At 71.0% G+C, this 23,592-nt stretch carries 17 protein-coding genes; 6 read left to right on the top strand and 11 right to left on the bottom strand.

Annotated features, from left to right (window positions below; genetic code table 11):
• Window positions 1-21 precede the first annotated feature (21 nt).
• Window positions 22-1,086, top strand: coding sequence for an alcohol dehydrogenase (locus tag GGQ83_RS12050; RefSeq protein WP_184384265.1), 1,065 nt, complete (start codon window positions 22-24; stop codon window positions 1,084-1,086).
• Window positions 1,087-1,192: 106 nt separating this feature from the next.
• Here GGQ83_RS12050 and GGQ83_RS12045 read toward each other — a convergent pair whose 3' ends face one another.
• Complete coding sequence (locus tag GGQ83_RS12045) at window positions 1,193-2,176, bottom strand: alpha/beta hydrolase (RefSeq protein ID WP_184384263.1); 984 nt, start codon at window positions 2,174-2,176, stop codon at window positions 1,193-1,195.
• Between the two features lie 156 nt (window positions 2,177-2,332).
• Between GGQ83_RS12045 and GGQ83_RS12040 the strand changes: the two genes are divergently transcribed.
• The 5 genes from GGQ83_RS12040 to GGQ83_RS12020 all read left to right on the top strand — a co-directional run bounded on the left by GGQ83_RS12040 (window position 2,333) and on the right by GGQ83_RS12020 (window position 9,024).
• The gene (locus GGQ83_RS12040; protein WP_184384261.1) at window positions 2,333-4,903 is read left to right on the top strand and encodes a bifunctional acetate--CoA ligase family protein/GNAT family N-acetyltransferase; all 2,571 of its coding nucleotides are present in this window, start codon (window positions 2,333-2,335) and stop codon (window positions 4,901-4,903) included.
• A gap of 93 nt (window positions 4,904-4,996) precedes the next feature.
• Window positions 4,997-5,968: an ABC transporter substrate-binding protein gene (locus GGQ83_RS12035; RefSeq protein ID WP_184384259.1), complete on the top strand. Its 972-nt coding sequence runs from the start codon at window positions 4,997-4,999 to the stop codon at window positions 5,966-5,968.
• Window positions 5,965-6,741, top strand: a complete 777-nt coding sequence (locus GGQ83_RS12030; protein ID WP_184384257.1) for an ABC transporter ATP-binding protein — start codon at window positions 5,965-5,967, stop codon at window positions 6,739-6,741. The genes GGQ83_RS12035 and GGQ83_RS12030 overlap by 4 nt, the downstream gene beginning before the upstream one ends.
• Entirely contained in the window at window positions 6,728-7,495 is a 768-nt protein-coding gene (locus tag GGQ83_RS12025; RefSeq protein WP_184384255.1) for an ABC transporter permease, read from the top strand. The genes GGQ83_RS12030 and GGQ83_RS12025 overlap by 14 nt, the downstream gene beginning before the upstream one ends.
• Before the next feature lie 11 nt (window positions 7,496-7,506).
• On the top strand, window positions 7,507-9,024 hold the full coding sequence (locus GGQ83_RS12020) for an amidohydrolase family protein (protein WP_184384253.1): 1,518 nt from the start codon (window positions 7,507-7,509) through the stop codon (window positions 9,022-9,024).
• Window positions 9,025-9,263: 239 nt separating this feature from the next.
• Here the strand turns inward: GGQ83_RS12020 and ppdK are convergent, their stop codons facing one another.
• The 10 genes from ppdK to GGQ83_RS11970 form a co-directional block, all read right to left on the bottom strand.
• Complete coding sequence (ppdK, locus tag GGQ83_RS12015) at window positions 9,264-11,936, bottom strand: pyruvate, phosphate dikinase (RefSeq protein ID WP_184384251.1); 2,673 nt, start codon at window positions 11,934-11,936, stop codon at window positions 9,264-9,266.
• Window positions 11,933-14,092, bottom strand: a complete 2,160-nt coding sequence (gene glyS / locus GGQ83_RS12010; RefSeq protein WP_184384249.1) for a glycine--tRNA ligase subunit beta — start codon at window positions 14,090-14,092, stop codon at window positions 11,933-11,935. The genes ppdK and glyS overlap by 4 nt, the downstream gene beginning before the upstream one ends.
• Window positions 14,092-14,943: a glycine--tRNA ligase subunit alpha gene (locus GGQ83_RS12005; RefSeq protein WP_184384247.1), complete on the bottom strand. Its 852-nt coding sequence runs from the start codon at window positions 14,941-14,943 to the stop codon at window positions 14,092-14,094. The genes glyS and GGQ83_RS12005 overlap by 1 nt, the downstream gene beginning before the upstream one ends.
• 287 nt (window positions 14,944-15,230) lie before the next feature.
• Entirely contained in the window at window positions 15,231-16,790 is a 1,560-nt protein-coding gene (locus GGQ83_RS12000; RefSeq protein WP_184384245.1) for a D-aminopeptidase, read from the bottom strand.
• Between the two features lie 18 nt (window positions 16,791-16,808).
• Window positions 16,809-18,470 carry a gamma-glutamyltransferase gene (gene ggt, locus GGQ83_RS11995; RefSeq protein ID WP_184384243.1) on the bottom strand — a complete coding sequence of 554 codons (1,662 nt, stop codon included), beginning with the start codon at window positions 18,468-18,470 and terminating at the stop codon, window positions 16,809-16,811.
• Between the two features lie 41 nt (window positions 18,471-18,511).
• Entirely contained in the window at window positions 18,512-19,738 is a 1,227-nt protein-coding gene (locus GGQ83_RS11990; RefSeq protein ID WP_184384242.1) for a DUF4214 domain-containing protein, read from the bottom strand.
• A gap of 131 nt (window positions 19,739-19,869) precedes the next feature.
• Window positions 19,870-20,592, bottom strand: coding sequence for a maleate cis-trans isomerase family protein (locus GGQ83_RS11985; protein WP_184384240.1), 723 nt, complete (start codon window positions 20,590-20,592; stop codon window positions 19,870-19,872).
• A 66-nt stretch (window positions 20,593-20,658) separates the two neighbouring features.
• On the bottom strand, window positions 20,659-21,492 hold the full coding sequence (locus tag GGQ83_RS11980) for an ABC transporter permease (protein WP_184384238.1): 834 nt from the start codon (window positions 21,490-21,492) through the stop codon (window positions 20,659-20,661).
• Window positions 21,492-22,292: an ABC transporter ATP-binding protein gene (locus tag GGQ83_RS11975; protein WP_184384236.1), complete on the bottom strand. Its 801-nt coding sequence runs from the start codon at window positions 22,290-22,292 to the stop codon at window positions 21,492-21,494. The genes GGQ83_RS11980 and GGQ83_RS11975 overlap by 1 nt, the downstream gene beginning before the upstream one ends.
• Before the next feature lie 182 nt (window positions 22,293-22,474).
• A complete protein-coding gene (locus GGQ83_RS11970; RefSeq protein ID WP_184384234.1) occupies window positions 22,475-23,497 on the bottom strand; it encodes an ABC transporter substrate-binding protein in 1,023 nt (340 codons plus the stop codon).
• Between the last annotated feature and the right edge of the window lie 95 nt (window positions 23,498-23,592).

Genomic DNA, 23,592 nt, shown 5'->3' with positions numbered 1-23,592 from the left:
CCACATCACAGGGAGGTTCCCATGCGCGCCTGGGCCGTCGTCGAGAACGGAAAGCCACTCCAGGAAATCGAGCTGCCCACCCCCGAGCCGCAGGGCGACGAGGTGCTGCTGGAAGTGACCCATGCCGGCGTCTGCCACAGCGACCTGCACATCTGGGAGGGCGAGTACGACATGGGCGCCCGCGGCAAGCTGCGCATGACGGATCGTGGTCTCAAGCTGCCGCTCGCCATGGGCCATGAGATCGTGGGCAAGGTGCTGAAATGGGGCCCGGGCGCCAAGGGGCAGGGGCTGAAGAAGGGGCAGGTGCGCCTGGTCTTCCCCTGGGTGGGCTGCGGCAATTGCGCCCGCTGCAAGCGCGGCGAGGAGAACATGTGCGCCGTGCAGTCGCGCGCGCTCGGCGTCTATCAGAATGGCGGCTACGCGACCCATGTGCTGGCGACGCATTGGCGCCACCTGATCCCGATTGATGGACTCGATCCCGCGCTGGCTGCGACCTATGCGTGTTCGGGTGTGACGGTCTATTCGGCCATCCGCAAGCTGATGCCCATGGGCAAGAAGGAGCCTATCGTGGTGGTGGGCGCGGGCGGGCTCGGGCTGCAGGCCATCGCGGTGCTGGCGGGCATGGGCCACAAGCGCATCTGCGCGGTGGATGTGGACCAGGGCAAGCTCGACGCCGCGCGCGCGCAAGGCGCCACCGAGACGGTGCTGGCCAGCGGCGACGACACGGCCAAGCGCATCATCCAGGCCTGTGGCGGCCCGGTGCAGGGCATCATTGACCTGGTGAACGGCAGCCAGTCCGCGCTGGCGGCCTTCGACGCGCTGGGCAAGGGCGGCAAGCTGATCCAGGTGGGGCTGTTCGGCGGCGAGCTGCGTGTGCCGCTGCCGCTGATGCCCATCCGCGCCATCACCATGCGCGGCAGTTATGTGGGCAGCCTCACGGAGCTGCGGGAGCTGGTGGGGATGGCCCAGAAGGGCAAGATCCCGCCTATCCCGGTCAGCACCGCCAGGTTGGACGAGGCGGATGCGGTGCTGAACCGACTGCGCGAGGGCAAGATTACCGGGCGGACCATTCTCACCGCCTCGTGAAGCTTTTGGGCGGCCGATTCACGCGCCCGGCCGTGCCGGGCACGATCGGACGCTGGCATGGGCGGCCGATTGACGCGCCCGGCTGTGCCGGCCGCGATCGGACGCGTCAGCCAAATCGTGCCCTGAGCCACGCCCCGGCCGCCTCCACCGCGCGGTCGGCCGCCCCCACCTGGCCCAGTGCGCGCAGGAAGCCGTGCACCGTGCCGGGGAAGGCCTGCATCTCCAGGCTGACGCCGGCCTCGCGCAACCGGTCGGCGAAGGCGTAGTTCTCGCTCGCCAGCACATCCAGCTCCGCGATGTGCAGCAGGGTGGAGGGCAGGGCCGAGAGGTCCCCCCGCATGGGCGAGGCGAAGGGCGAGAGCCGTGCCACCGGGTCGGGGCAATAGGCGTCCCAGTAGAAGCGCATCTTCTCGAAGGTCAGCCCATAGCCTTGGGCGAATTCGCGGTAGCTCGGCGTGTCCAGCGCATGGTCGAAGACGCCGTAGTTCAGCAACAGGCCGCGCAGGGGCACGGGGGCGGGGCCTTCCGCGTCCAGCAGCGCGAGGCCGGCGGCCAGGTTGGCGCCGGCGCTGTCGCCCCCCAGCACGATGCGCGTGGGGTCCACCCCCAGCTCCGCGCCGCGCGTGGCCACATGGCGCAGCACGGCGGCGCATTCCTCCAGCGCCTGGGGGAAGACGGCCTCCGGGCTCAGCGCGTAGTCGGGGCCGAGCACCACGCAGTTGGCCGCGGCGGCGTAGCTGCGCATCAGCCGGTCATGGGTGTCGATGCTGCCCCAGACCCAGCCGCCGCCATGCAGGTAGATCACCACGGGCAGGTCGGGGTCATGGCTCGGCCGGTGCAGCCGCACCTGCATGCGCCGCCCGCGGATGGGCAGCCAGAGGTCGCGGCTTTCGGCCATCACCGGCCCGCCTTCGGAGAGCGGCTCCTGCGGGCCGTCGTTCAGGCGGCGCTGCTCGTCGAAGGAGCCGCTGCGCGGCGGGGAGGGGAAGATGATGGGCGGTTGGCCCGCCAGGCGCGCCGCCATCATGGCGTTGAAGGCGGCCATCTCGGGGTCGAGGCGCGGATCGGTCGGGCTGGGTTCTGCTGTCATGCGGGCGGCCTATGATCTGGAGCATGATCCGCAACACGGATCATGCTCCATCCCGTGCTGAGAGAATGATTCACCGCTTCGGCGATTCCGCCTCCGCGGATCATGCTCTAGCCTCAGCCCAGCGCGCCCCGACAATTTCCGCAAGGTGCCGACCCCATGTCCATGATCCTGAACGCCCGTCCCGGGGCGGGTTTCCGCGAGACCGCGCTGTTCCGCCCGACATCGGTGGTGCTGCTGGCGGACGCCGCGCTGCCCGAATCGGCGATCCTGGCGCGCAACATGGCCAGCGGCGGCTTCCAGGGCAGGCTGATGATCGAGGGCATGGCGCATCCCGGCTTTGCCGCCCATGACGCGCCGGCGGAGCTGGCCGTGCTCAGCCTCGCCCCAGCCGACCAGGAGAAGGCGCTGCTGACGCTGGCCGCCACGGGCTGCCGGGCGGTGGTGGTGCCGGTGGCCTCTCCTGGCCTCGCGCGGCTCGCGGCGGCGGCGGGCGTGCGGGCGCTGGGCGAGCGCAGCTTCGGCCTCGCCATCCCCGCCCTCGGCCTCAACGCCACGCTGGCGCAGGCGCCCATTCCGCGCGGCGGGCTGGCGCTGATGGCGCAATCCTCGGCGGTGGCGCGCGCGGTGCTGGATTGGGCGGTGGCGGAGGGGCTGGGCTTCAGCCACATCATCGGCGTCGGCGCCAATGACGATATCGGCTTCGCGGCGGGGCTCGACTGGCTGGCGCGCGACACGGGCACGGCCTGCGTGCTGCTGGAGCTGCGGCGGGTGAAGCAGCGGCGCCTGTTCGTCTCGGCCGCGCGGGCGGCGGCGCGCACGCGGCCCGTGCTGGCGCTGCGCCCCGGCGCGCGGGCGGCGGACCCCTCGGGTGTCACGGAGGCGGTGATGGAGGCCACGCTGCGCCGCGCGGGCGTGCTCAGCGCGCGCGGCCTCGAGGACTGGCTGGCCGCCGCCGCGACGCTCGCCCGCGCCAAGCCGCGCACGGGGCAAGGCAGGGGCGATGCGGTGGCCATCGTCGCCAATGGCCTCGGCATGGCGCGGCTGGCGGCCGATGCGGCGCTGCGCGAGGGGCTGCGCCTCGCCACCCCCGGCGCGGAGACCGATGCCCTGCTCACGCCCCTGCTGCCGGCGGGCTGGCCGCTGCGCCACCCGCTTTCGCTCGGTGGCCGGGCGGGGGGGCAGTTGCTGGAGGCCGCGCGGCTGCTCTCGACCGACCCGGGCGTGGATGTCGTGGTGGCGCTGCGCGCGCCGGAGGAGGCGCCCTTGGCCCCGCTGGCCGTGCCGCGCGCGGGGCGTGGCGCGCCCATCCTGTTCTGCATGCCGGGTGCCGCGCGCGCCCCCTTCGTCGCCGCCGGCCTGCCCAGCTTCGCCACGCCGGAGGCCGCGCTGCGCGGCGCCGCCCACCTGGCGGAGGAGCGCCGCAACCGCGCGGCCGCCGCCGAACTCCCGCCGGCCCAGGTGCTGGAGGTCCATCCCGAGGCGGACAAGGTGCGCGCCATCTTCGACGCCGCCCGCGCCGCGGGGCGCCTCGTGCTCTATGAGGACGAGGCGCTGGCGGTGCTGGCCGCCTATGGCGTGCCGGTGGTGGAGCACCGCCTGGCCGCCACGCCCGAGGAAGCCGCCGCCCATGCCGCATCCCTCGGCCCGCCCTTGGTGCTGAAGGCGCGCACCCTGCTGGCCGACAAGAGCGAGTTCGGCGCCGTGATGCTGAACCTGCGCGAGCCCGCTTCGGTGGGCGAGGCCGCCACGTCCATGGCGGGCGAGATGGCGCGCCTCATGCCCGAGGCCGGCTTCGCGGGCTTCCTGCTGCAGCGCCAGGCGCCGCGCGGGCAATTGGAACTGCGGCTGCGCGCGGGGGAGGAGGCCATGTTCGGCCCCTGGATCGGCTTCGGCCAGGGCGGCACCACGGCGGAACTGGCGCGCGACGAGGCCTTCGACCTGCCGCCCTTGAACCTGCCGCTGGCCCATGCGCTGATCGCGCGCACGCGGCTTTCCGCCCTGCTGCCCGGTTTCCGCGACCGCGCCCCGGTGGACGAGGCCGCCATCGCCGACACGCTGGTGCGCTTCAGCCAGTTGCTGGTGGATTTCCCCGAGATCGCCTCGCTGGACGTGAACCCGCTGCGCGTCGATGCGCGGGGCGTGGTGGCGGTGGACGGCCATGTGGTGCTGCGCCCGGCGGGGGAGCGCGCCATGCTCGCCATCCCGCCCTATCCCGCGCATCTGGGCGGGCTCTACACCGCGCCCGATGGCCGTGTCTTCGAGGTGCGCCCCATCCGCCCCGAGGATGCGGAGGCGCAGGGGGCCATGTTCCGCGAGATGCCGCCCGAGGATGTGCGCTATCGCTTCTTCTCGGTGATGAAGGAGCTGCCGCCGCCCTTGCTCGCCCGCCTCACCCAGATCGACTACGGGCGGGAGATGGCCTTCATCGCCATGCACGGGAAGCGCAATTTCGGCACGGCGCGCGTGATCCGCGAGCCCTTCGGCACGGCCGCGGAATTCGCGGTGGGCCTGGTGCCGGCGGCGAAGGGCACGGGCCTCGCGCGGCACCTCATGGCGCGGGTGGAGGATTGGGCGCGGCGCGAGGGTGTCACGGAACTGGTCGGCCATGTGCTGGCCGACAACCGGCCCATGCTGCATTTCTGCGAGAAGCTGGGCTACCGGCTGCGCCGCAGCCCCGAGGACCATGACATCATGCTGGCCGTGAAGGTGCTGGAACCGACGGGTTGACGCGCGGCTCTGGGGCGGCAAGGCTCAGTGTCCAGGGAGAACGCAAGCACACCCATCGGTGACCGGCGCCGCCGGCCGCAGAGGAGAGATGCGATGCGTTATGTTCTCGCGATGCTGGCGAGCCTGCTGGCCCTTCCCGCCCAGGCGCAGGATCGCGCCCTTCTCCAGCTCGACTGGATCCCCACCGGCGAGCACGCCGCCTATTTCGCGGGCGTGCAGCGCGGCACCTGGCGGGAGCTGGGCATAGACCTCTCGCTGACGCGCGGCTTCGGCTCGGGCGACACCATCAACAAGCTGGCCAATGGAGCGGCACAGTTCGGCGTGGCCGACATCGGCGCGCTGATGGTGGCCCGCGCCCGGCAGAACGTGCCCGTGACGTCCGTGATGCAGGTCTACACGCACTCGCCGCATTCCATGTTCGTGCTGCGCGCCAGCAACATCACCAATTTCCGCCAGCTGGAGGGCCGGCGCATCTCCATCACGCCCGGCAATTCGCACCGCCTCTACTTCCCCGAGGTGATGCGCCGCGCGGGCGGCAATGCGGACAGCATCACCTGGGTGAACATGGACGCCTCGGCCATGGCGGCCATGCTGATCTCGCGGCGCGTGGACGCGGCGCCCTTCTTCGCCATCCACCACTACTACCAGAACAAGGCGGCGCAGCGGGCGGGGCAGGAGATCGTGGCCCTGCCCTTCGTGGAGACGGGCTTCGCCATCTACTCCACCGGCCTGGTCGCGACCGACGCGCTGATCCAGCAGAACCCCGACCTGGTGCGCCGCTTCGTGCAGGGCGCGCAGCGTAGCTTCGAATGGGCGCGCGACAACCAGGCCGAGGCCTGCCGCCTGCATGTGACGCGCAACCCGGAGGTCGCGCAGGATGACTGCGAGGGCAGCCTGCGCGCCACCATGACCTACGTCTTCAACGACCACCAGCGCGCCACGGGCTTCGGCCGCTGGGAGAGCGAGCGCCTGGCCTTCACCTGGCGCAACGTGGCCGAGAGCCAGCAGATAGACCCCGCGACCCTCGACCCCGCGCGCTTCATCACGACGAACTTCCTGCCGTGATCCTGCTCTCGGGCGTGGGCAAGACCTTCCGTGGCCGCGATGGCGGCCGCGTGGAGGCGCTCTCCGACATCACGCTGCGCGTGGCGCCCGGCGAGTTCGTGGCCATCGTGGGTGCGTCGGGCTGCGGCAAGTCCACGCTGCTGCGGCTGGTGGCCGGCTTGGTGCCGGTGAGCCTCGGCCGGGTGGAGGTCAGCGGCACGCTGGTGAGCGAGCCTCGCGCCGACACGGCCATGGTCTTCCAGGCGCCCACCCTGCTGCCGTGGGCCGATGTGCTGCGAAACGTGACCTTCCCGCTGCGGCTGATGGGCAAGGCCACCCGCACCACTGAGGACGAGGCCCGCGTCCTTCTGGCGAAGGCGGGCCTGACCGGCTTCGAGACCAAGCTCCCGCGCGAGCTTTCGGGCGGCATGCAGCAGCGGGTGGCCATCTGCCGCGCCCTGCTGCAGCAGCCGCGCGTGCTGCTGATGGACGAGCCCTTCGGCGCGCTGGACGCGCTGACGCGCGAGGAGATGTCCATCGAACTGCTCCGCATCTGGGCCGAGACGGGGGCCGCGGTGCTGTTCGTGACGCATTCCATCAGCGAGGCCGTGCTGCTGGCCGATCGCGTGGTGGTGATGAGCCCGCGCCCGGGCCGCATCGCCGATGTCATCCAGGTGGGGCTGCCCCGTCCGCGCGACTTCGCACAGGAGGGAACGCCCGCCTTCCACGACGCCGCGCAGCGCATCCGCGCGCTGATCTACGCGAAGAAGGAGGCGGCCCATGGCGCGGCCTAACCTGACCGGACCCATCGCGGTCATCCTGCTGTTCGTCATCTGGGAGGGCAGCGTGCAGGGCTTCGGCATCCGCGAATTCCTGCTGCCGGCGCCAAGCGTCATTCTCTCCGAGGCCTGGACCATCCGCGGCGCCATCCTGAACCACACGCTGGCCACGCTGCAGACGGTGCTGCTGGGATTCGCGGCGGCGGTGCTAATCTCGCTGCCGCTGGCCATGGCCATCGCGTCCTCGCCCGTGATCTCGGCTGCGATCTATCCGCTGCTGGTCATCACGCAGTCCATCCCGAAGGTCGCACTCGCACCGATCCTGATCGTGGCGCTGGGCGCCAACGAGGTGCCGCGCGTGATCGTGACCTTCCTCGTCGCCTTCTTTCCGCTGGTGGTGGCGAGTGTCGCGGGGCTGCTGGCGGCGCCGCCCGAACTCATCGAACTCGGCCGCGCCTGCCGGGCGGGGCGGGTGCAGCAGATGCTGCGCATCCGCCTGCCCTATGCCGTGCCCTTCGTCTTCGGCGGGCTGAAGGTGGCGGCGGCGCTGTCCGTGGTGGGCGCGGTGGTAGCGGAATTCGTGGGGGCCGATGCGGGGCTGGGCTACCTGATCCAGACCTCCATGGCCTTCTTCCGCACGCCGCTGGCGTTTGCCGCCGTCGTCATCCTGGCGCTCATGGGCATGACGCTCTTCGCCCTTGTGGGGCTGATGGAGCGCGTGCTCTTCCCCTGGTCCACGTCCAGCCAGACCAACATCCCCGCCGCCTGAGGAAACCATCCATGGCCACCATGAAACCCGGCTTCACCGTCATTCGCGGCGCGCGCCTGGCCGACCCTGCCCTGCGCCGCGCCGAAGCCACCGACGTGCTGATCCAGGACGGCATCATCCGCGAGGTGGGCGTGGGCCTCGCCGCGCCCGAGGGCGCCACCGTCGTGGACGCCGCCGGCATGGTGATCCACCCCGGCCTCATCAACGCGCACACCCATGGCCATGGCGGACTGGCGCGCGGGCAGGGGGACAAGTGGACGCTGGAACTGCTCCTGGCCGCCGGCCCCTGGATCTCGGGCGGGCGCACGCTGGAGGACAAGAAGACCTCCACCCTGATCTGCGCGGCCGAGATGGTGGCGAAGGGCTGCACCGCCGCCTACGACCTCACCTACGAATTCCCGCTGCCCTCGCGCGAGGGCATGGACGCGGTGGCCGAAGCCTATGCGGAGGTGGGCATGCGCGCCGTCGTCGCCCCCATGGTGGCCGACCGCACCGTCTATGAGGCCATTCCCGGCCTGATGGAGGCCCTGCCGCCCGGCCTGCAGAAGGATGTGGAGGCGCTGCGCCTGCGCCCGGCGGAGGAGACGCTTTCCGCCATGTCCGACATCCTGAAGCATTGGCGCTGGGGTGCCGCCGATATCCGCGCGGCCGTCGCGCCCACCATTCCGCATCATTGCTCCGACGCCTTCCTCTGCGGCTGCATGAAGCTCGCCAAGGACCATGGCGTCGGGCTGCACAGCCATGTGGGCGAAAGCAAGGTGCAGGCCATCACCGGCATCAAGCGCTATGGCCGCACGCTGCTGCAGCACATGGACCATCTGGGCCTGGTGGACGAGAACTTCACCGCGGCCCACGCCATCTGGCTGGACGATGACGACCTGAAGCTGATGCGCGACCGCGGCGGCGCGCTGGCGCACAATCCGGGTTCCAACATGCGCCTGGGCAATGGCATGTTCCGGCTGCGCCGCGCGCTCGATCTCGGCGTGAATGTCGGCATCGGCACGGATGGCGTGAACTGCTCGGACAACGGGAACATGTATGAGGCGCTGCGCTACGCCTCCATGGTCAGTAAGGTGCAGTCGCCCGACCCCCGCACCTGGGCCAGCGTGGAGGAGGTCTACAAGGCCGGCACCCAGGGCTCGGCCCGCGCGCTGGGCTTCACCGATGTCGGCGCCATCGCGCCGGGGATGAAGGCGGACATCGTCTTCCTGGACCTGAACAGCCTCTCCTGGATTCCGCACAACTGGACGGTGAACCAGATCGTCCATGCCGAGGACGCGACGGGCGTGCGCCATGTGATGATCGGCGGGGACTTCGTCTATTTCGACCGCAGGCACACGAAGCTCGACATCCCCAAGCTCGCCGCCCAGGCCGAGGCCGCGCGCGCCCGCCTGGAGGAAGCGAGTGCGGCCATGCGGCACCTCTACGAAAAGCTGGAACCCGTGGTGTCGAGCTTCTGCCCAGGCCTGGCCGCGCAGCCCTACCACCTGAACCGCTACCTCTGCGACGCGCCGGCGTCGGGCGTCTGAGGGGCGCGCCGGCGGGGAGGGCGCTGCCCTCCCCTGACCCCTCCCGCCGAGGGCCCAGGCCCTCGGAACCCGTCAGTTTTTTGAATGGGGATGTTGAGGGAGGGGCGTCGCGGGAATGACCTTGAGGAAGGGCGCCCCATGCCCCTCCCTCAACATCCCCACCCGAAGCTGATGGGGTCAGGGGCCCATGGCCCCTGGCGGGGGCGCGGGGGCGGCAGCCCCCGCCGGGCAGCGCCCCCTCAGGCCGTCCGGTCCACCCCGCCCGCGTGCAGGGCGGCCTGTGCGGCGGCGAGGCGTGCGACGGGCACGCGGTAGGGCGAGCAGGACACGTATTCCAGCCCCACGGTTTCGCAGAACTGGATGGAGGCTGGGTCGCCGCCATGCTCGCCGCAGATGCCGAGCTTGAGGCCGGGCTTCACGCCGCGGCCCTTCTGCGCGGCGATCTCGACCAGCGCGCCGACACCCTCCACGTCGAGCGACACGAACGGGTCCTTGGGCAGGATGTTCTTCTCGACATAGGAGGGCAGGAACTTGCCCGCATCGTCGCGCGAGAGGCCGAAGACGGTCTGCGTCAGATCGTTCGTGCCGAAGCTGAAGAAGTCGGCGCTTTCGGCGATCTGGTTGGCGGTGAGGGCCGCGCGGGGAAGCTCGATCATGGTGCCCACCAGGTATTCGATGGTGGTGCCGGATTCCGCGAAGACCTCGGCGGCCATGCGGTCCACCTGGGCGCGGGTGATGTCCAGCTCGCGCTTGGTCATCACCAGCGGGATCATGATCTCGGGGACGGGCGCGGCGCCGGTCTCCTTGGCCACCTGCACCGCCGCCTCGAAGATGGCGCGGGCCTGCATCTCATAGATCTCGGGGTAGGAGATGCCGAGGCGGCAGCCGCGATGGCCCAGCATCGGATTGGCCTCGGACAGGTCGGCCGCGCGGCGCTGCATCAGCGCCACGTCCACGCCCAGGCTGTTCGCCACCTCCGCGATCTCGGCGTCGCTGTGCGGCAGGAATTCGTGCAGCGGCGGGTCGAGCAGGCGGATGGTGACCGGCAGCCCCGCCATGATGCGGAACAGGTCGTGGAAGTCCTGGCGTTGGAAGGGCAGCAGCTTGGCCAGCGCCGTGCGGCGGCCGGTCTCGTGCTCGGCCATGATCATCTGCCGCACGGCGCCGATGCGCTCGGGGTCGAAGAACATGTGCTCGGTGCGGCAGAGGCCGATGCCCTCCGCGCCGAACTTCCGCGCGGTCTCGGCGTCCAGCGGCGTTTCCGCATTCGCGCGCACCTTCATGCGGCGCACCTTGTCCGCCCATTCCATCAGCGCGGCGAAATCGCCGGAGAGCTGCGGCTCGATCATCGCGACGGAGCCGATGAAGATCTCGCCGGTGGCGCCGTCCAGGGTGATGGTCTCGCCCGCGCGGATGATGTGCCCGCCGGCGGAAAGTGCCTGGGCCGTGTAGTCCACCGTGATGCCGCCGGCACCGGCCACGCAGGGCCGGCCCATGCCGCGGGCCACGACCGCCGCGTGGCTGGTCATGCCGCCGCGCGTGGTCAGGATGCCGCGGGCGGCGTGCATCCCGTGGATGTCCTCGGGGCTGGTCTCGACGCGGACGAGGATGACGCTCTCGCCCTCGCGCGCGCGGAGTTCCGCCTCATCGGCGCTGAACACCACCACGCCGCAGGCGGCACCTGGCGAGGCGGGCAGGCCCTTGGAAAGCACCTTGCGCGGCGCCTTGGGGTCCAGCGTCGGGTGAAGAAGCTGGTCGAGCGAACCGGGGGCGACGCGCTTGATGGCCTCGCTCTGGTCGATCAGCCCCTCGCGGCACATGTCCACCGCGATCTTCAGGCTCGCCGCCGCGGTGCGCTTCCCGTTGCGCGTCTGCAGCATGTAGAGCTTGTTCTGCTGGACCGTGAACTCGATGTCCTGCATGTCCTTGTAGTGCTTTTCCAGCGTCTCGCGGACGCGGACCAGCTCGGCGTAAGCGGCGGGCATCACGTCTTCCATGGGACGCTCACCGGGCTTGGCGCGCAGCTTGGACATGGGCTGGGGCGTGCGGATGCCGGCCACCACGTCCTCGCCCTGCGCGTTCACCAGGTATTCGCCGTAGAAGATGTCCTCGCCCGTGGACGGGTCGCGGGTGAAGCAGACGCCCGTCGCGCAATCCTCGCCCATGTTGCCGAACACCATCGCCTGGACGTTCACCGCCGTGCCCCATTCGGCCGGGATGTCGTGCAGGCGGCGGTAGGTGATGGCGCGCTGGTTCATCCAGGAGCCGAACACGGCGCCGATGGCGGCCCAGAGCTGCGCCTCGGGCTCCTGCGGGAAGGGCTTGCCGGTCGCTTCCTGCACCGCCTCCTTGTAGCCGGTGATGACGGTCTTCCAGTCGGCGGCGGTGAGCGCGGTGTCCTCGACCACGCCGCGGTCGAGCTTCACGCCCTCGATGATCTCCTCGAAGCGGTGGTGGTCCACGCCCAGCACCACGCCGCCGAACATCTGGATGAAGCGGCGGTAGCTGTCCCAGGCGAAACGCTCATCGCCGCTGGCGCGGGCCAGGCCCTCCACCGTGGCGTCGTTCAGGCCGAGGTTCAGCACCGTGTCCATCATGCCCGGCATGGAGACGCGCGCACCGGAGCGCACGGAGACCAGCAGCGGCTTGTCCGTGTCGCCGAACTTCAGGCCGACAGCATCCTCCACGCGGGCCAGGGCCGCGCGGACCTGGGCCTGGAGCTCGCCCGGGTATTGCTCGCCATTGGCGTAGTAGTGGGTGCAGACCTCGGTCGTGATGGTGAAGCCGGGAGGCACGGGCAGGCCGATGCTGGCCATCTCGGCCAGGTTGGCGCCCTTGCCGCCCAGGAGGTTGCGCATGTCCGCGCGGCCCTCATTGCGGCCGGCGCCGAAGCTGTAGACCCACTGCGTCATGCGGACATGTTCCCTTGAGCTTCGATTTTCGACAGGTCGGCCACGCGGTCCATGGCCGAGCGTAGCCTTGAGAGTAGCCGTAAACGGTTTTTCCGGAAGGCGGGGTCATTGACCAGCGTCTTCTCGAAGAAATCATCGGTGGGGGCGCGAAGGGCGGCAAGTGCCGCCATGGCGGCGGGGAAGTTCTCTGCCGCGAGGGCGGCCTTTACGGCCCCCTCAGCCTGGATCAGCGCCGCGTTCAATGCGCGTTCCTCAGAAGCTTCGAGCGCGGCCTCGTCCACCGGGCCCTGGTGGGGCCCGTCCTTCTTGTCCTCGATGCGGAGGATGTTCTGCGCGCGCTTGTAGGCCGCGAGCAGGTTTTTCCCGGCTTCGGTGTCCATCAGGGATTGCAACGCGGCCGCGCGGGAAAGGATGCGCGTGATGTCGTCGTCGCTTCCGATGGAGGCGGCGACGAGGTCATGGCGGGCGCCCTCGGCGCGGAGTTGGACGCGGAGGCGGTCGAGGAGGAAGTCGTGAACCGCCAGTAAATCCTCCCATTTCAGTCCTGCTGCCTTGGTCCAGCGTTCTCGCAGTGCCATCCCTAGTTGCGCTTCAAACTGGGCTTGTGCCTCCCGCACGTGGGTCGCGCCGATGCTGGCCAAAGTTCCCAGCAATGTGTCGGCATGGAGCTGGAGCAGCGATTGGGTTCCGACCCTCAGGTTATTTTCGCGGACAATTCGGATCACCCCCAGCGCCGCCCGCCGCAGCGCATAAGGGTCGCCCGAGCCCGTCGGCCGCTCATCCACCGCGAAGAAGCCGGCCAACTGGTCCAGCTTGTCCGCCAGCGCGACGGCGACCGCCACGGGCTCCGTCGGCACCGCATCGGTCGGCCCCAGCGGGCGGTAATGCTGCGCGATGGCGTCGGCCACCCGCGCATCCTCCCCCTGGGCGCGGGCGTAGTAGCCGCCCATGACGCCCTGAAGCTCCGGGAACTCGCCCACCATGCCCGAGGCCAAATCCGCCTTGCACAGCAGCGCCGCGCGCTGGGCCAGTTCCGTATCGGCGCCCACCAGCGGCGCGATGTGCCCCGCCAGCCGCACCAGCCGGTCCACCCGCTGCCGCTGGGTGCCGAGCTTGGCGTGGAAGGTCACGCCCTCCAGCTTCGGCAGGAAATCCTCCAGGCGCTGCTTGCGGTCCTGGTCCCAGAAGAAGCGCGCGTCCGAAAGCCGCGCGCGCAGCACGCGCTCATTGCCCGCTACCAGCGCGGCCCCGCCATCGCTGGCCGCGATGTTCGCCACCAGCGCGAAGCGCGGCGCCGCGCGGCCGTCCGGGTGGCGCAGGGCGAAGTAGCGTTGGTTCACGCGCATCGAGGTCCGCATCACCTCGGGCGGCAGGTCCATGAAGGCGTCGTCAATGCGGCCCAGCAGCGGCACGGGCCATTCCACCAGGCCCGCCACCTCGGCCAGCAGGCCTTCATCGGGCACCACCTCCAGCCCCTCGGCGGCGGCGAGCGCCGTGATACCCTCGCGGATCACCGCCATGCGAGCGGCCGCGTCGCGCAGCACGAAGCGTTCGCGCAATTCCGCCTCATGCCCGGCGGCGGAGGTCACGGGGAAGGGGCCGGGGGCATGGACGCGGTGGCCCTCGCTGATGGCGGCCCCCACCAGCCCATGCGCGCTGTCCTCGCCGCGCGCCAGCGTCACGGGCACCGAACGCCCGTCCAGCAGGCACAGCACCCGTTGCAGGGGCCGCACCCAGGTCAATTGGCTCATGCCCCAGCGCATGGATTTGGGCCAGGGGAAGGACCACAGCAGGTCCGGCAGGGCGCGGGCCAGCAGCGCCTCGGCGGTGATGGTCTCGCCGGGCTTCACCAGCACCAGGAAGCCGTTCTGCTCGACCAGCTGCTCGCGCGTCGCGTTGTGCTTCTTGAGGAAGCCGGCCAGCGCCTGCTCGGGCGCGCCGAGGCGTGGGCCGCGTTCCTCCTTCGCCGGCGTCTCGGCCGAGAGCGCCATCTCGCCCACCAGCCCGATGCGGCGTGGCCCGTGGAAGCCTTGCGGCGCCACCGTCATCAGCGGCGCGAGCGCGGCGGCCGTCAGCCGGCATAAATCCTCCGCGGCGCGCGCCTGCATCCGCGCCGGGATTTCCTCGGTGAGGAGTTCGATCAGAAGCTCGGCCATCAGGCGGCGCCCTCCAGCCAGGTCTCGCAACAGGCGCGGGCCAGGTTCCGCACGCGGCCGATATAGGAAGCGCGCTCGGTCACGCTGATGGCGCCGCGCGCGTCCAGCAGGTTGAAGCGGTGGCTGGCCTTGATGCAGTGGTCATAGGCGGGCAAGGCGAGCTTTTGCGCCACCAGCGCGTTGCACTCCTGCTCGGCCTCCTCGAACTGCTTCTTCAGCAGGGCCACGTCGGCATGCTCGAAATTGTGGGCGGAGTATTCGCGTTCGGCGCGGAGGAACACGTCGCCATAGGTCACGCCGGCATCGTTGAAGCGCAGGTCATACACGTTCTCGACGCCCTGGATGTACATGGCCAGGCGCTCCAGGCCATAGGTCAGCTCGCAGGACGGCACCTCGCAGGCGATGCCGCCCACCTGCTGGAAATAGGTGAACTGCGTCACCTCCATGCCGTCGCACCAGACCTCCCAGCCCAGGCCCCAGGCGCCCAGGGTGGGGCTTTCCCAGTCATCCTCGACGAAGCGGATGTCGTGCAGCGCGGGGTCGAGGCCCAGCGCCCGGTAGCTCTCCATCAGCAGCGCCTGCGGGTCGCGCGGGCTGGGCTTCAGGATCACCTGGTACTGGTAGTAGTGCTGCAGCCGGTTGGGGTTCTCGCCATAACGCCCGTCCGAGGGGCGGCGGGAGGGCTGCACATAGGCGGCCGACCAAGGGGTGGGGCCCAGCGCCCGCAGGGTGGTGGCCGGGTGGAAGGTGCCGGCGCCCATCTCCATGTCATAGGGCTGGAGGATGAGGCAGCCTTGCGCCGACCAGAAGGCGTGCAGGCGCAGGATGATGTCCTGGAAGCTCGGGGTCATGCCGCGCTTCTAGACCCTGGCGGGCCGGGACGGAACCTGGAGCATGACCCGTTCACGCGGATCACGCGCCAGCCTCCTCGGCGAGGGCGTTTCACCGCTCCGGCGATTCCGCCTTCGCGGATCGCACTCTGTTGAGAGGGCGTTTCACCGCTCCGGCGATTCCGCCCTCGCGGATCGCACTCTGTTGAGAGAGCGATTCACCGCTTCGGCGATTCCGCCTTCGCGGATCGCACTCTGTTGAGAGGGCGATTCACCGCTCCGGCGTTCCCGCCTCCGCGGATCGCACTCTATCCCACCCTTCGGTAGCGCAGGCCGCGCGCCAGCCAGCAGCCCACCACCACCTCCGTCACCGCGCCGCCGCCGTCGCGGCGGAAATGCAGGGTCCAGTCGCCCGGCGGCGTGTGGTCCAGGGCGCGCGGGCAGGGCAGGGCCCAGACATCGGGGCCGATGGGTTCCAGCAATTCCATCCGCCCCTGGCCCAGGAAGCCCGAGAAGCCGCCATAGGCCACGCCGCCCGCCTGGGTCACCCAGAGTTCGGCATCGAGCTCCTCGCAGCGGAAGCGGCCCTCGATATCCGTGCGGGATTCGCCGCGCAGGGGTTCGAGGCGGGTGGACATGTTCTCCTGCGGGCGGTCCATCCACAGCCCGTCGGCGGTGGGGCGCAGGCGCGTGCGGCCATTGGTGGCGCCGCCCTCGGGCAGCGGCTCCAGCCGCTCCGGCCCATGGCCGAAGCGCAGGCGGATGGCGCCGCCCGTCGCGTCCAGCCGCACGGCCAGGCCGCTCTCGGGTTCGAGATAGGCGCCGAGCCAGTCGGGGCCGGGGCCTTCCAGGGGGGCGGGGCGGGGGCGTTCCTCGCCCAGCACGGCGGCCAGCGCGTCGAGGGCTGCGGAGTGCGCGTCGGCGAAGTGGTTGAACATGACGACGACGGAGATGCGCGCCTCGGCCACATGCAGCCGGTGGCTGCGCCAACCGCGCAGCGCGCCGCCATGGCCGGTGGTGGCCATGCCGAATTCCTCGCCGCGGCCGAGGCCGAAGCCATAGGGCGCCTCCTCCCCGCCTGCGAAATGCACGGGCGCGGAGAGGCGGTTGTAGAGGCCGCGCGGCGCCTCGCGCGTGGCGTCAATGTAGCGTTCCCAGGCGATCATGTCGTCCAGGGTGGCGCCCAGCGCCGCGTCGCCGGTCCAGAGGATGCGGTTCTCGGCCGCGCGGAAGCCCGAGACGGGGTTGCCCTCATAGCCCTCGGTGCCGTCGGGCATGGCGCGGGTGTCGGCGGCGAGGAAGGCGCCCTCCATGCCGGCGCGGTCGAAGATGAAGCGGCGCAGCAGCTCCGGGAAGCCGCGGCCCGTGTGGTTCTCCACCAGGTCCGACAGAAGGCGGAAATTCTGGTTCACATAGGAATAGCGGGTGCCGGGCGCGAAATGCAGGCTGCGCGTGGCCCCGATGACGCGCGCGGCCTCGGTGTCGCCGAAGGGCGCCTCGGCGGGCGAGCCGTGCAGCATCGCCACCGCCCAGTAGTCCCGCAGGCCGGACTGGTTGTGGCAGAGGTCCAGGATGGACGGCGCCGGCCCTTCCAGAAGCGGAAGGCGCGCGCGCAGCGGCGCGTCGAGCGCGGCCAGGTCCTCCACGGCCTCCAGCACCGTGCCGCAGGTGAACTGCTTGGTGATGGAGCACATGCGGAACAGCGTGCGCGGCGTGAACGGGATGCGGCGTTCCGCGTTGGCGAAGCCCCAGGCATGGCGCACCAGCACCTCGCCCGCGCGCAGCACGGCGATGGCCCCGCCCGGCCCGGGATGGGCGCGCGGAAGCCGCTCCACGAATTGGTTCAGGCGGGCGTGCAGATTCGGCATGGCGCTGTGTTACACGGATCAGGCTTGGCGCGCATCCGGCCAGAATCGAACCCCCGCGCGGGCCCAGCCGCCGGAGAGCGCCACGGGCGCCCCATCGGCCCGCCAGCAGGCCGCGCCCTCCATCATGCCGTCTGGCTGGAAGGCGATGCCGCACATGCCGCCCGCCACATGGGGCAGGCGCAGCACCTCATGGCCGCGGGCTTGCAGGGCCGCGATGGTGGCGTCGCTGAAGGCAGGTTCCATTTCCAGCGCGCCGCCATTGGTCCAGATGCGCGGCGCCTCCATGGCCTCCTGGAGCGACATGCCATGGTCCAGCAGGTTCACCACCGCCTGGAAGGTGGAGGGGAAGATCCGCAAGCCGCCCGGCAGGCCCAGCGCGAAGATGGGCTTGCCCCCGCGCCGCAAGATCAGCGGCGACATGGAGGTGGTGACGCGCTTGCCCGCCGCGATGGATTGCGCGCGGCCCGGCACGGGGTCGAAGAGGGCCATGTAGTTGTTCGGGATCAGCCCCGTCTCGCGCAGCAGGATGCGCGCGCCGAAGAGGGAGTTGATGGTGTGGGTGCAGCAGGCAATGCGCCCCTCGTGGTCGGCCACGGTCACATGGGTGGTGTTGGCGCTTTCGCGGTCGGGGGCGAGGCCGGCCGCCCAGGCGCGGCTGCGGGCGGGGTCGAACAGGGCGCGGCGTTCGGCGGCATATTCCTTGGCGATGAGGCGCGCGACGGGCACGGGCACGAAATCCGGGTCGGCGGTGGCCACGGCGCGGTCGGCGAAACCCATCCGCATGGCCTCGGCCATCAGGTGCAGGCTCTCGGCCGTGCCGAAGCCCATGGAAACGAGGTCAAAGCCCTCCACCATGTTCAGCATCTGCAGCACATGCACGCCGCCGGCCGAGGGCGGCGGCGGGCCCCAGACCTCCACGCCGCGATAGGTGCCATGGACGGGCGCGCGGGGGATGACGCGGGCCGCGGCCAGGTCATCGGTCGAGATCATGCCGCCCTTGCGCGCCAGATCCATGACGCAGGAACTGCCCACATCGCCCTCGTGCAGCGCGGCGGCGCCCTCCTTGGCGATGGCCTCCAGCGTCTCGGCCAGCGCTTCGTTCACCAGGCGCTGGCCGGGGGCGATGGGCTTGCCGTCCGGCAGGAAGAGATGGGCCATGCCGGCATCGCGCGCGAGGTCCGCCGCCACCTCCGCCGTGCATTCGCTGAGATAGGCGCTGGCCGCGAAGCCCCGCCGCGCGAGGCGGATGGCGGGTTCCGCCACGTCGGCGAGCGTGAAGCGGCCATGGCGGGCCAGCGCCGCCTCCCAGGCCAGCAGGTTGGCCGGCACGCAGACGCTGCGCCCGCCCACGGTCTGGGCGCCGGGGGGCGCGTTCTCGAACATCTCGGGGCGGGCGGCGAAGGGGGCGGTGGCCATGCCGTCCAGCACCTCGTGCCGGCCATCGGGCGCGGCGATGTGCATGAGGCCGCCGCCGAAGACGCCCACCATCATGGGCTCCACCACGGTCAGCGCCAGCAGACTGGCCACCGCCGCATCCACCGCCGTGCCGCCCTCGGCCAGCATCTGCGCCCCGGCGGCACTGGCGGCCGGATGGTTGGTGACGACCATGCCGCGCGCCCCCTGGGCGGGCTGCTTGGTGGGGGTGAAGACGGTGCCCGCGCGGGCGCGCCAATCGGTCATGGCGGGAGCGTCGCGCGGGCCGGGGGCGGGGGCAAGGGTGGTCAGAGAATCCAGTCGTTCGCCAGCACCACCCCCTGGTCCACCCAGGGCGCGGTGGCGCGGATGACGGGCAGGGACCAGGCGGCGTCGAGCAGCGCCTGGCCGTTCGCGAAACCATGGCCCGGATGTGCGTCCAGGAAGGCCTGCGCGGCCTCGGCGTAGTCGGGCGCGGCCTCCAGCGCCGCGAACCAGGTGTCGAAGCGCGCGCGGTCCGGCGCCGCGCCCGCCACCATCAGGTGGAAGCGAACGGCCAGCACCGCGGCCTTGTTGGGCACCCAGATGGGCACGTCCAGCGGCGCGTCGGGCGCGGGTTCCAGCGCGGCCATGGCGCGCGCCAGCGCCGCCGCATCGGGCGTGCCGAAACGCTCGCGGTATTCGGGGCTGCCGGTGATGCGCCCGATCAGTTCCTCGCCCGTGCCGCCCGTGTCCAGGAAGCGCGTCCAGGTGGTGAGGCCCGTGGCGTCCGCCGCGCGCAGCAGCAGCGCCTGGTAGAGGCGCTCCACCAGGGCCGCGCTTTCCTGCTGGTGCAGGGCGAAGCCACCGTCGCGGAAGCGCAGATATTCCACCTCATCCCACTGGTCGGTGCCCCATTCGGTGCTGAGGCGCTGGAAGCGGAAGTCGAGCGTCGTCTCGGCGCGCAGGAAGCCCGACACCACCACGTCGCGCCCCGCGCCGCCGAGATAGGCGTTCTGCCCCGGCCCACCCATGAAGAGGTCATCGCCCGCCCCGCCGATCAGCAGGTCGTCGCCGATGTCGCCAAACAGCGCGGTGCCCTTGTTGCCGCCGAAGACGGTGCGGCTTTCGAAGGCGAAGAGGTCGCCGCGCACCATGTCCAGCGCGGGGTCGTAGCGCCAGCGCACGCCCTGGGCATCGGCCTCGGCGCGGGGGCCGAAGAGGGCGGCGATGGCCTCGGCATCCGCCCAGCCGAGGCCGGTGGCGGCACCCGCTTCCGCCGCCATGACGGTGGCGGAGAGCGGCGCGCCCGCCACGTCGGCCGTGAGGCCGAGGGCGGCGCCCGTCGCCTTCAGCGCGTCGCGCAGCGTGGGTTGGGCGGGGAGGAGGACGCTGTCGCCCGGCGCGCCGAAGCCGAAGACGAGGTCCGCGCGGTGCCAGGGCGTCTCGATGAAGGTGACGCCGGCCACGACCTGCCAGGCGAAGAGGGCCTGGCGCAGCAGGTCCTGCACCGCCCCGTCCAGCGTGCCGCCGGTGGAGGCGAAGGAGAAACCCAACACCGCGGGCCGCGGAAACCCGCCGGTCCAGCCATGAGTGCCGGGCGGGGGCAGGAGGTCGCTGGGGAGAAAGCGAGCATCCGCGAGGAATGTTCACCTTTTCTTTACCTGTCAATCAAAAATTAGACAATTCATTTTGCCTTCATGTCGAACAGCCGCCCGGCCGGCAGCGCCATGGGCCGCCCCGCCGCCACCAGCCCGCCCCAGAGCGAGACCGCGACACTGTCCAGCATCAGCGGCCCCAGCCGCGCCTCCAGCCCCGGTGCGCCGGGCAGGCCGCGGAAATTGGTGCAGTGGATAATGACGGCCTCGGGGGGCGTCTCGGCCACCGCTTCCTGCACCAGCGCGTCCACGCGGGCGGGGGTGTGGGCGGCGAAGCTGTAGTTGCCGGGGTCTTCCAGGTGGCGCTCGGCGGTGACGGTGAAGCCCTCGCGCTCCAGGTTCGCGATGATGGCGGCCTGCACATCACCGAGATAGGGCGTGACCAGTGCCACGCGCCGGGCGCCGGCCGCCCGCAGCGCGTCGCGCAGGGCCAGGGTGGCGGTGGTGGCCGGGATGCCGGTGCGTGCCGTGATGGCCGCGCACAGCGCCTCATCCTGCGCGAAGCCGAGCCAGGCGCCGGAGGTGCCCGCCCAGCAGATGGAATGCACATGCGCGTCCGCCAGCATCTCGGCCGCGGCCAGCACGGGGCCTGTGTCGAACTGGGTGCGCGAGGCCTCGCCCAGGTTGATCGCCACCACGCGGAAGCGCGCGAAATGCGCCGTGACCTCGGGCGTGTCGTGCAGCAGCCCCGCGATCAGCGGCTCCAGCACGGTGTTGGAGGAGGGGGTGAGGAAGCCGAGGCGGGTGGACATGCGGGGCGGGGTCTCCAGAGGGCGTGCTCCAGCACTACCCCGCCAGCGCCCCCGCCCCAAGCCGCATCACCCGCCCGGCGTGAAGTTCGACCCCTCGGTGCTGCGCGTGGCCCAGCCCGTGGTGCGGCGCTCGATCCACTCCGCGACCCAGTAGAGCATGATGCCCATCAGCCCCGTGGTGATGAGGCCGGCGAAGACCAGCGGCACGTCGAAGCGCGAGGAGGCCACCATCATCAGCCGCCCGATGCCCGCATTCGGCGCCACGGATTCCGCGATGATGGAGCCCACAAAGGCCACCGTGATCGCGATCTTCAGCGAGGCGAAGAAATAGGGCATGGCGCGCGGCAGGCCGACCTTGCGGATGATGTCGATGGGCCGCGCCCCCAGCGCGCGCAGCACGTCGCGCAGTTCGGGCTCCACGGTCGCGATGCCGGTGGCCACATTCACCAATATGGGGAAGAAGCTGATGAGGAAGGCCGTGATGATGGCCGGCCAGACGCCGATGCCGAACCACACGATCAGCACCGGCACCACCGCCACCTTGGGGATGGAGTTGAAGGCGATCAGCAGCGGGTAGAGCCCCTTGTAGATCAGCGTCGAACTGCCGATGGCCACCCCCAGCACCAGCCCCGCCACCACGGCCAGGCCGAAGCCCACCAGCGTGGTGAACAGCGTCTGCAGGCTGTCATCCAGCAGCGGCTTCCACCATTTCACCGCCGCTTCCATGATGTCGGATGGCGCGGGGAGGATGAAGGGGACGATACCGAAGACATGCACCACCAGCTCCCACAAGCCGAAGGTGCCGAAGATCACGATCCAGGGCAGCCAGGCCTGGAGGCGGCGGTGGCGGCGTGCCGCGGCTGCCATGGCGATGAGGCGGGCATTGGCCTTGGCGGACATCAGACCACCTCCTCGCCGCGGCGGGCGGCGGCGATATAGGCGCGGAGGTCCGCGACCAGGGCTGTGAACTCGGGCAGGAAGGTCGTCTCCATGGTGCGCGGGCGGGGGAAGGGGACCTTGCGTTCCGCGATGATGCGGCCCGGCCGGCTGCTCATCACCAGCACGCGGTCGGCCAGGTAGGCGGCCTCGCGCAGGTCGTGCGTGACCAGGATCACGGTGGGCTTGCGCGCCATCCAGACCTGCTGGAGCACGTCCCACAAATCCTCGCGCGTGAAGACGTCGAGCGCGCTGAAGGGTTCGTCCAGCATCAGCAGCGGCGGTTCGTGGATGAGCGCGCGGCAGAGGCTGGTGCGCTGCTGCATGCCGCCCGAGAGCTGGTAGGGATACTTGGCGCCGAAGCCCTCCAGCCCGACCAGCTTCAAGAGGTCCAGCGCCTTTTGCTCATAGGCCACGCGTTCGCGCCGCAGGCGGGCGCGGTGGGCGGGCACCACCTCCAGCGGCAGCATCACGTTGTCCAGGATGCGCCGCCAGGGCAGCAGGGTCGGGTTCTGGAAGGCCATGCCGACCAGGCTGAGCGGCTCGTCCACCTCGCGTCCGGCCACCACCACATTGCCGTCGGTCGCGGGCCAGAGGCCGGAGACCAGCCGCATCAGCGTGGACTTGCCGCAGCCCGAGGGGCCGACGACCGCCACGAACTCGCCCTCGGCCACGTTCATGGAACAGCCTTCGAGGGCGAGCGTGCCCTCCACCCCGCCATAGCGCATGGCGACGTTGTCGATCTCGACGAAGGCCCGGCTCATGCGGAACCTGCGGGGATGGGGCGGTGGGTCATGCGGGCGGCCTTGCAGGGTGGGTCCAGCCCATCGCTAGCAAAGCCGGACGCGCCTGCCCATGCATGGTTGAGGGGGGCGGGCGCGGGCGGGGCGGCGCCTGCCCAGGAAACGGGCGTTTCCCGGGTTCAGCGCCACCCCGTGCGGCAGGATCAAATCCGCCGCTGGTCGGCGGGCGGCAGGAACTCCTCCGTGTAGAAGGCGCTGGCCTGCACGCGCTGGGGCAGGTTGAAGGCGCCCTCGACGGCCTGGATGCCGGTCTGCATCCGGCCCATGTCCACGGCTGAGATCCCCTGGGCGCGGACATGCGGGGTGATGACCACGCGCTCCATGTTCAGCTCGTGCCGGGCCAGTTCCAGCGTGGCGTCGGTCAGCGGCTCCACCTGGCGCAGCGTGCGGATCATGCCCTGGGGGTCGCTGATGGTGTCGCGGAAGCCGCGGATCAGCGCCGAGACGGCGCCGCGCACCACGGCGGGGTTGCGCTGGGCATAGGCGCGGGTGGTCAGGATGGCGCCGCCATAGAGGTTCAGCCCGTGGTCGTAATACATCATGGTCCGCTGCGCCGGCAGGTCCATGCCGATGCCGCGCAGGGCCAGCGCCGAGGTGGTGACGAAGCCCGTGATGCCGTCGGCCTCGCGCCGCACCAGCATCGGCTCGCGCAGCGCGGGCGAGACCGAGAGGAAGGTCACCTTGGAAGCGTCCACCCCCGCAGCCCTGGCAAAGGCGGGGAAGAGCTGCCGGCCGGCGTCGAAATCGGGTGCCGCGAGTCGCTTGCCCTCCAGGTCCTTGGGTTCGCGGATGGGCCCGTCGGCGCGGACGATGGCGCAGAGCGGCGCGCGGTCATGCAGCACCGCCACGCAGAGCAGGCCCGCATCGGGGTTCTGCGCCACGAATCGGATAGCGGGGTTGATGTCGGCATAGCCCATATCGTGGCTGCCGCTGATCAGCGCCGGGGGCACGCCGCCCGAACCCTGGCCGCGGTCGATCTGCACGTCGATATTGGCCTCGCGGAAATAGCCCTTCTCGCGCGCCACCAGGGCGAAGGCGTTGGGCGACTGGAAGGCCCAGTCCAGCGTCAGGCGCAGCCGCGAGGCCTGGGCGCGGGCGAGGCCGGGGGCGGCGAGCGGCAGCGCGCCCGCGCCGATCAGGGCGGCGCGGCGGGGAAGGCGGGTCATGCGGGGCGTCCTTGCGTGCATCGGAAGGCGCGCAAAGTGGCGCAGCAGGGGGCCGCCGATCAAGCGTCGTGCATTGTCCTGGGCCGCCGCGCGCC

It is taken from the genome of Roseococcus suduntuyensis, from assembly GCF_014196305.1.
GTDB lineage: Bacteria > Pseudomonadota > Alphaproteobacteria > Acetobacterales > Acetobacteraceae > Roseococcus > Roseococcus suduntuyensis.
Note: the sequence above shows the minus strand (reverse complement) of the source record. Positions and strands in the feature narration are given on the sequence as shown.

Bases quoted from the DNA above. Each gene is read 5' to 3' on its own strand.
- GGQ83_RS12045 (WP_184384263.1), bottom strand. From the start codon at position 2,176: ATGACAGCAGAACCCAGCCCGACCGATCCGCGCCTCGACCCCGAGATG.
- GGQ83_RS12040 (WP_184384261.1), top strand. From the start codon at position 2,333: ATGTCCATGATCCTGAACGCCCGTCCCGGGGCGGGTTTCCGCGAGACC.
- ppdK (WP_184384251.1), bottom strand. From the start codon at position 11,936: ATGACGCAGTGGGTCTACAGCTTCGGCGCCGGCCGCAATGAGGGCCGC.
- GGQ83_RS11970 (WP_184384234.1), bottom strand. From the start codon at position 23,497: ATGACCCGCCTTCCCCGCCGCGCCGCCCTGATCGGCGCGGGCGCGCTG.
- GGQ83_RS12000 (WP_184384245.1), bottom strand. From the start codon at position 16,790: ATGCCGAATCTGCACGCCCGCCTGAACCAATTCGTGGAGCGGCTTCCG.
- GGQ83_RS12025 (WP_184384255.1), top strand. From the start codon at position 6,728: ATGGCGCGGCCTAACCTGACCGGACCCATCGCGGTCATCCTGCTGTTC.
- GGQ83_RS12005 (WP_184384247.1), bottom strand. From the start codon at position 14,943: ATGACCCCGAGCTTCCAGGACATCATCCTGCGCCTGCACGCCTTCTGG.
- GGQ83_RS11980 (WP_184384238.1), bottom strand. From the start codon at position 21,492: ATGTCCGCCAAGGCCAATGCCCGCCTCATCGCCATGGCAGCCGCGGCA.
- ggt (WP_184384243.1), bottom strand. From the start codon at position 18,470: ATGACCGATTGGCGCGCCCGCGCGGGCACCGTCTTCACCCCCACCAAG.
- GGQ83_RS11975 (WP_184384236.1), bottom strand. From the start codon at position 22,292: ATGAGCCGGGCCTTCGTCGAGATCGACAACGTCGCCATGCGCTATGGC.
- GGQ83_RS12035 (WP_184384259.1), top strand. From the start codon at position 4,997: ATGCGTTATGTTCTCGCGATGCTGGCGAGCCTGCTGGCCCTTCCCGCC.
- glyS (WP_184384249.1), bottom strand. From the start codon at position 14,092: ATGGCCGAGCTTCTGATCGAACTCCTCACCGAGGAAATCCCGGCGCGG.
- GGQ83_RS12020 (WP_184384253.1), top strand. From the start codon at position 7,507: ATGGCCACCATGAAACCCGGCTTCACCGTCATTCGCGGCGCGCGCCTG.
- GGQ83_RS11985 (WP_184384240.1), bottom strand. From the start codon at position 20,592: ATGTCCACCCGCCTCGGCTTCCTCACCCCCTCCTCCAACACCGTGCTG.
- GGQ83_RS12050 (WP_184384265.1), top strand. From the start codon at position 22: ATGCGCGCCTGGGCCGTCGTCGAGAACGGAAAGCCACTCCAGGAAATC.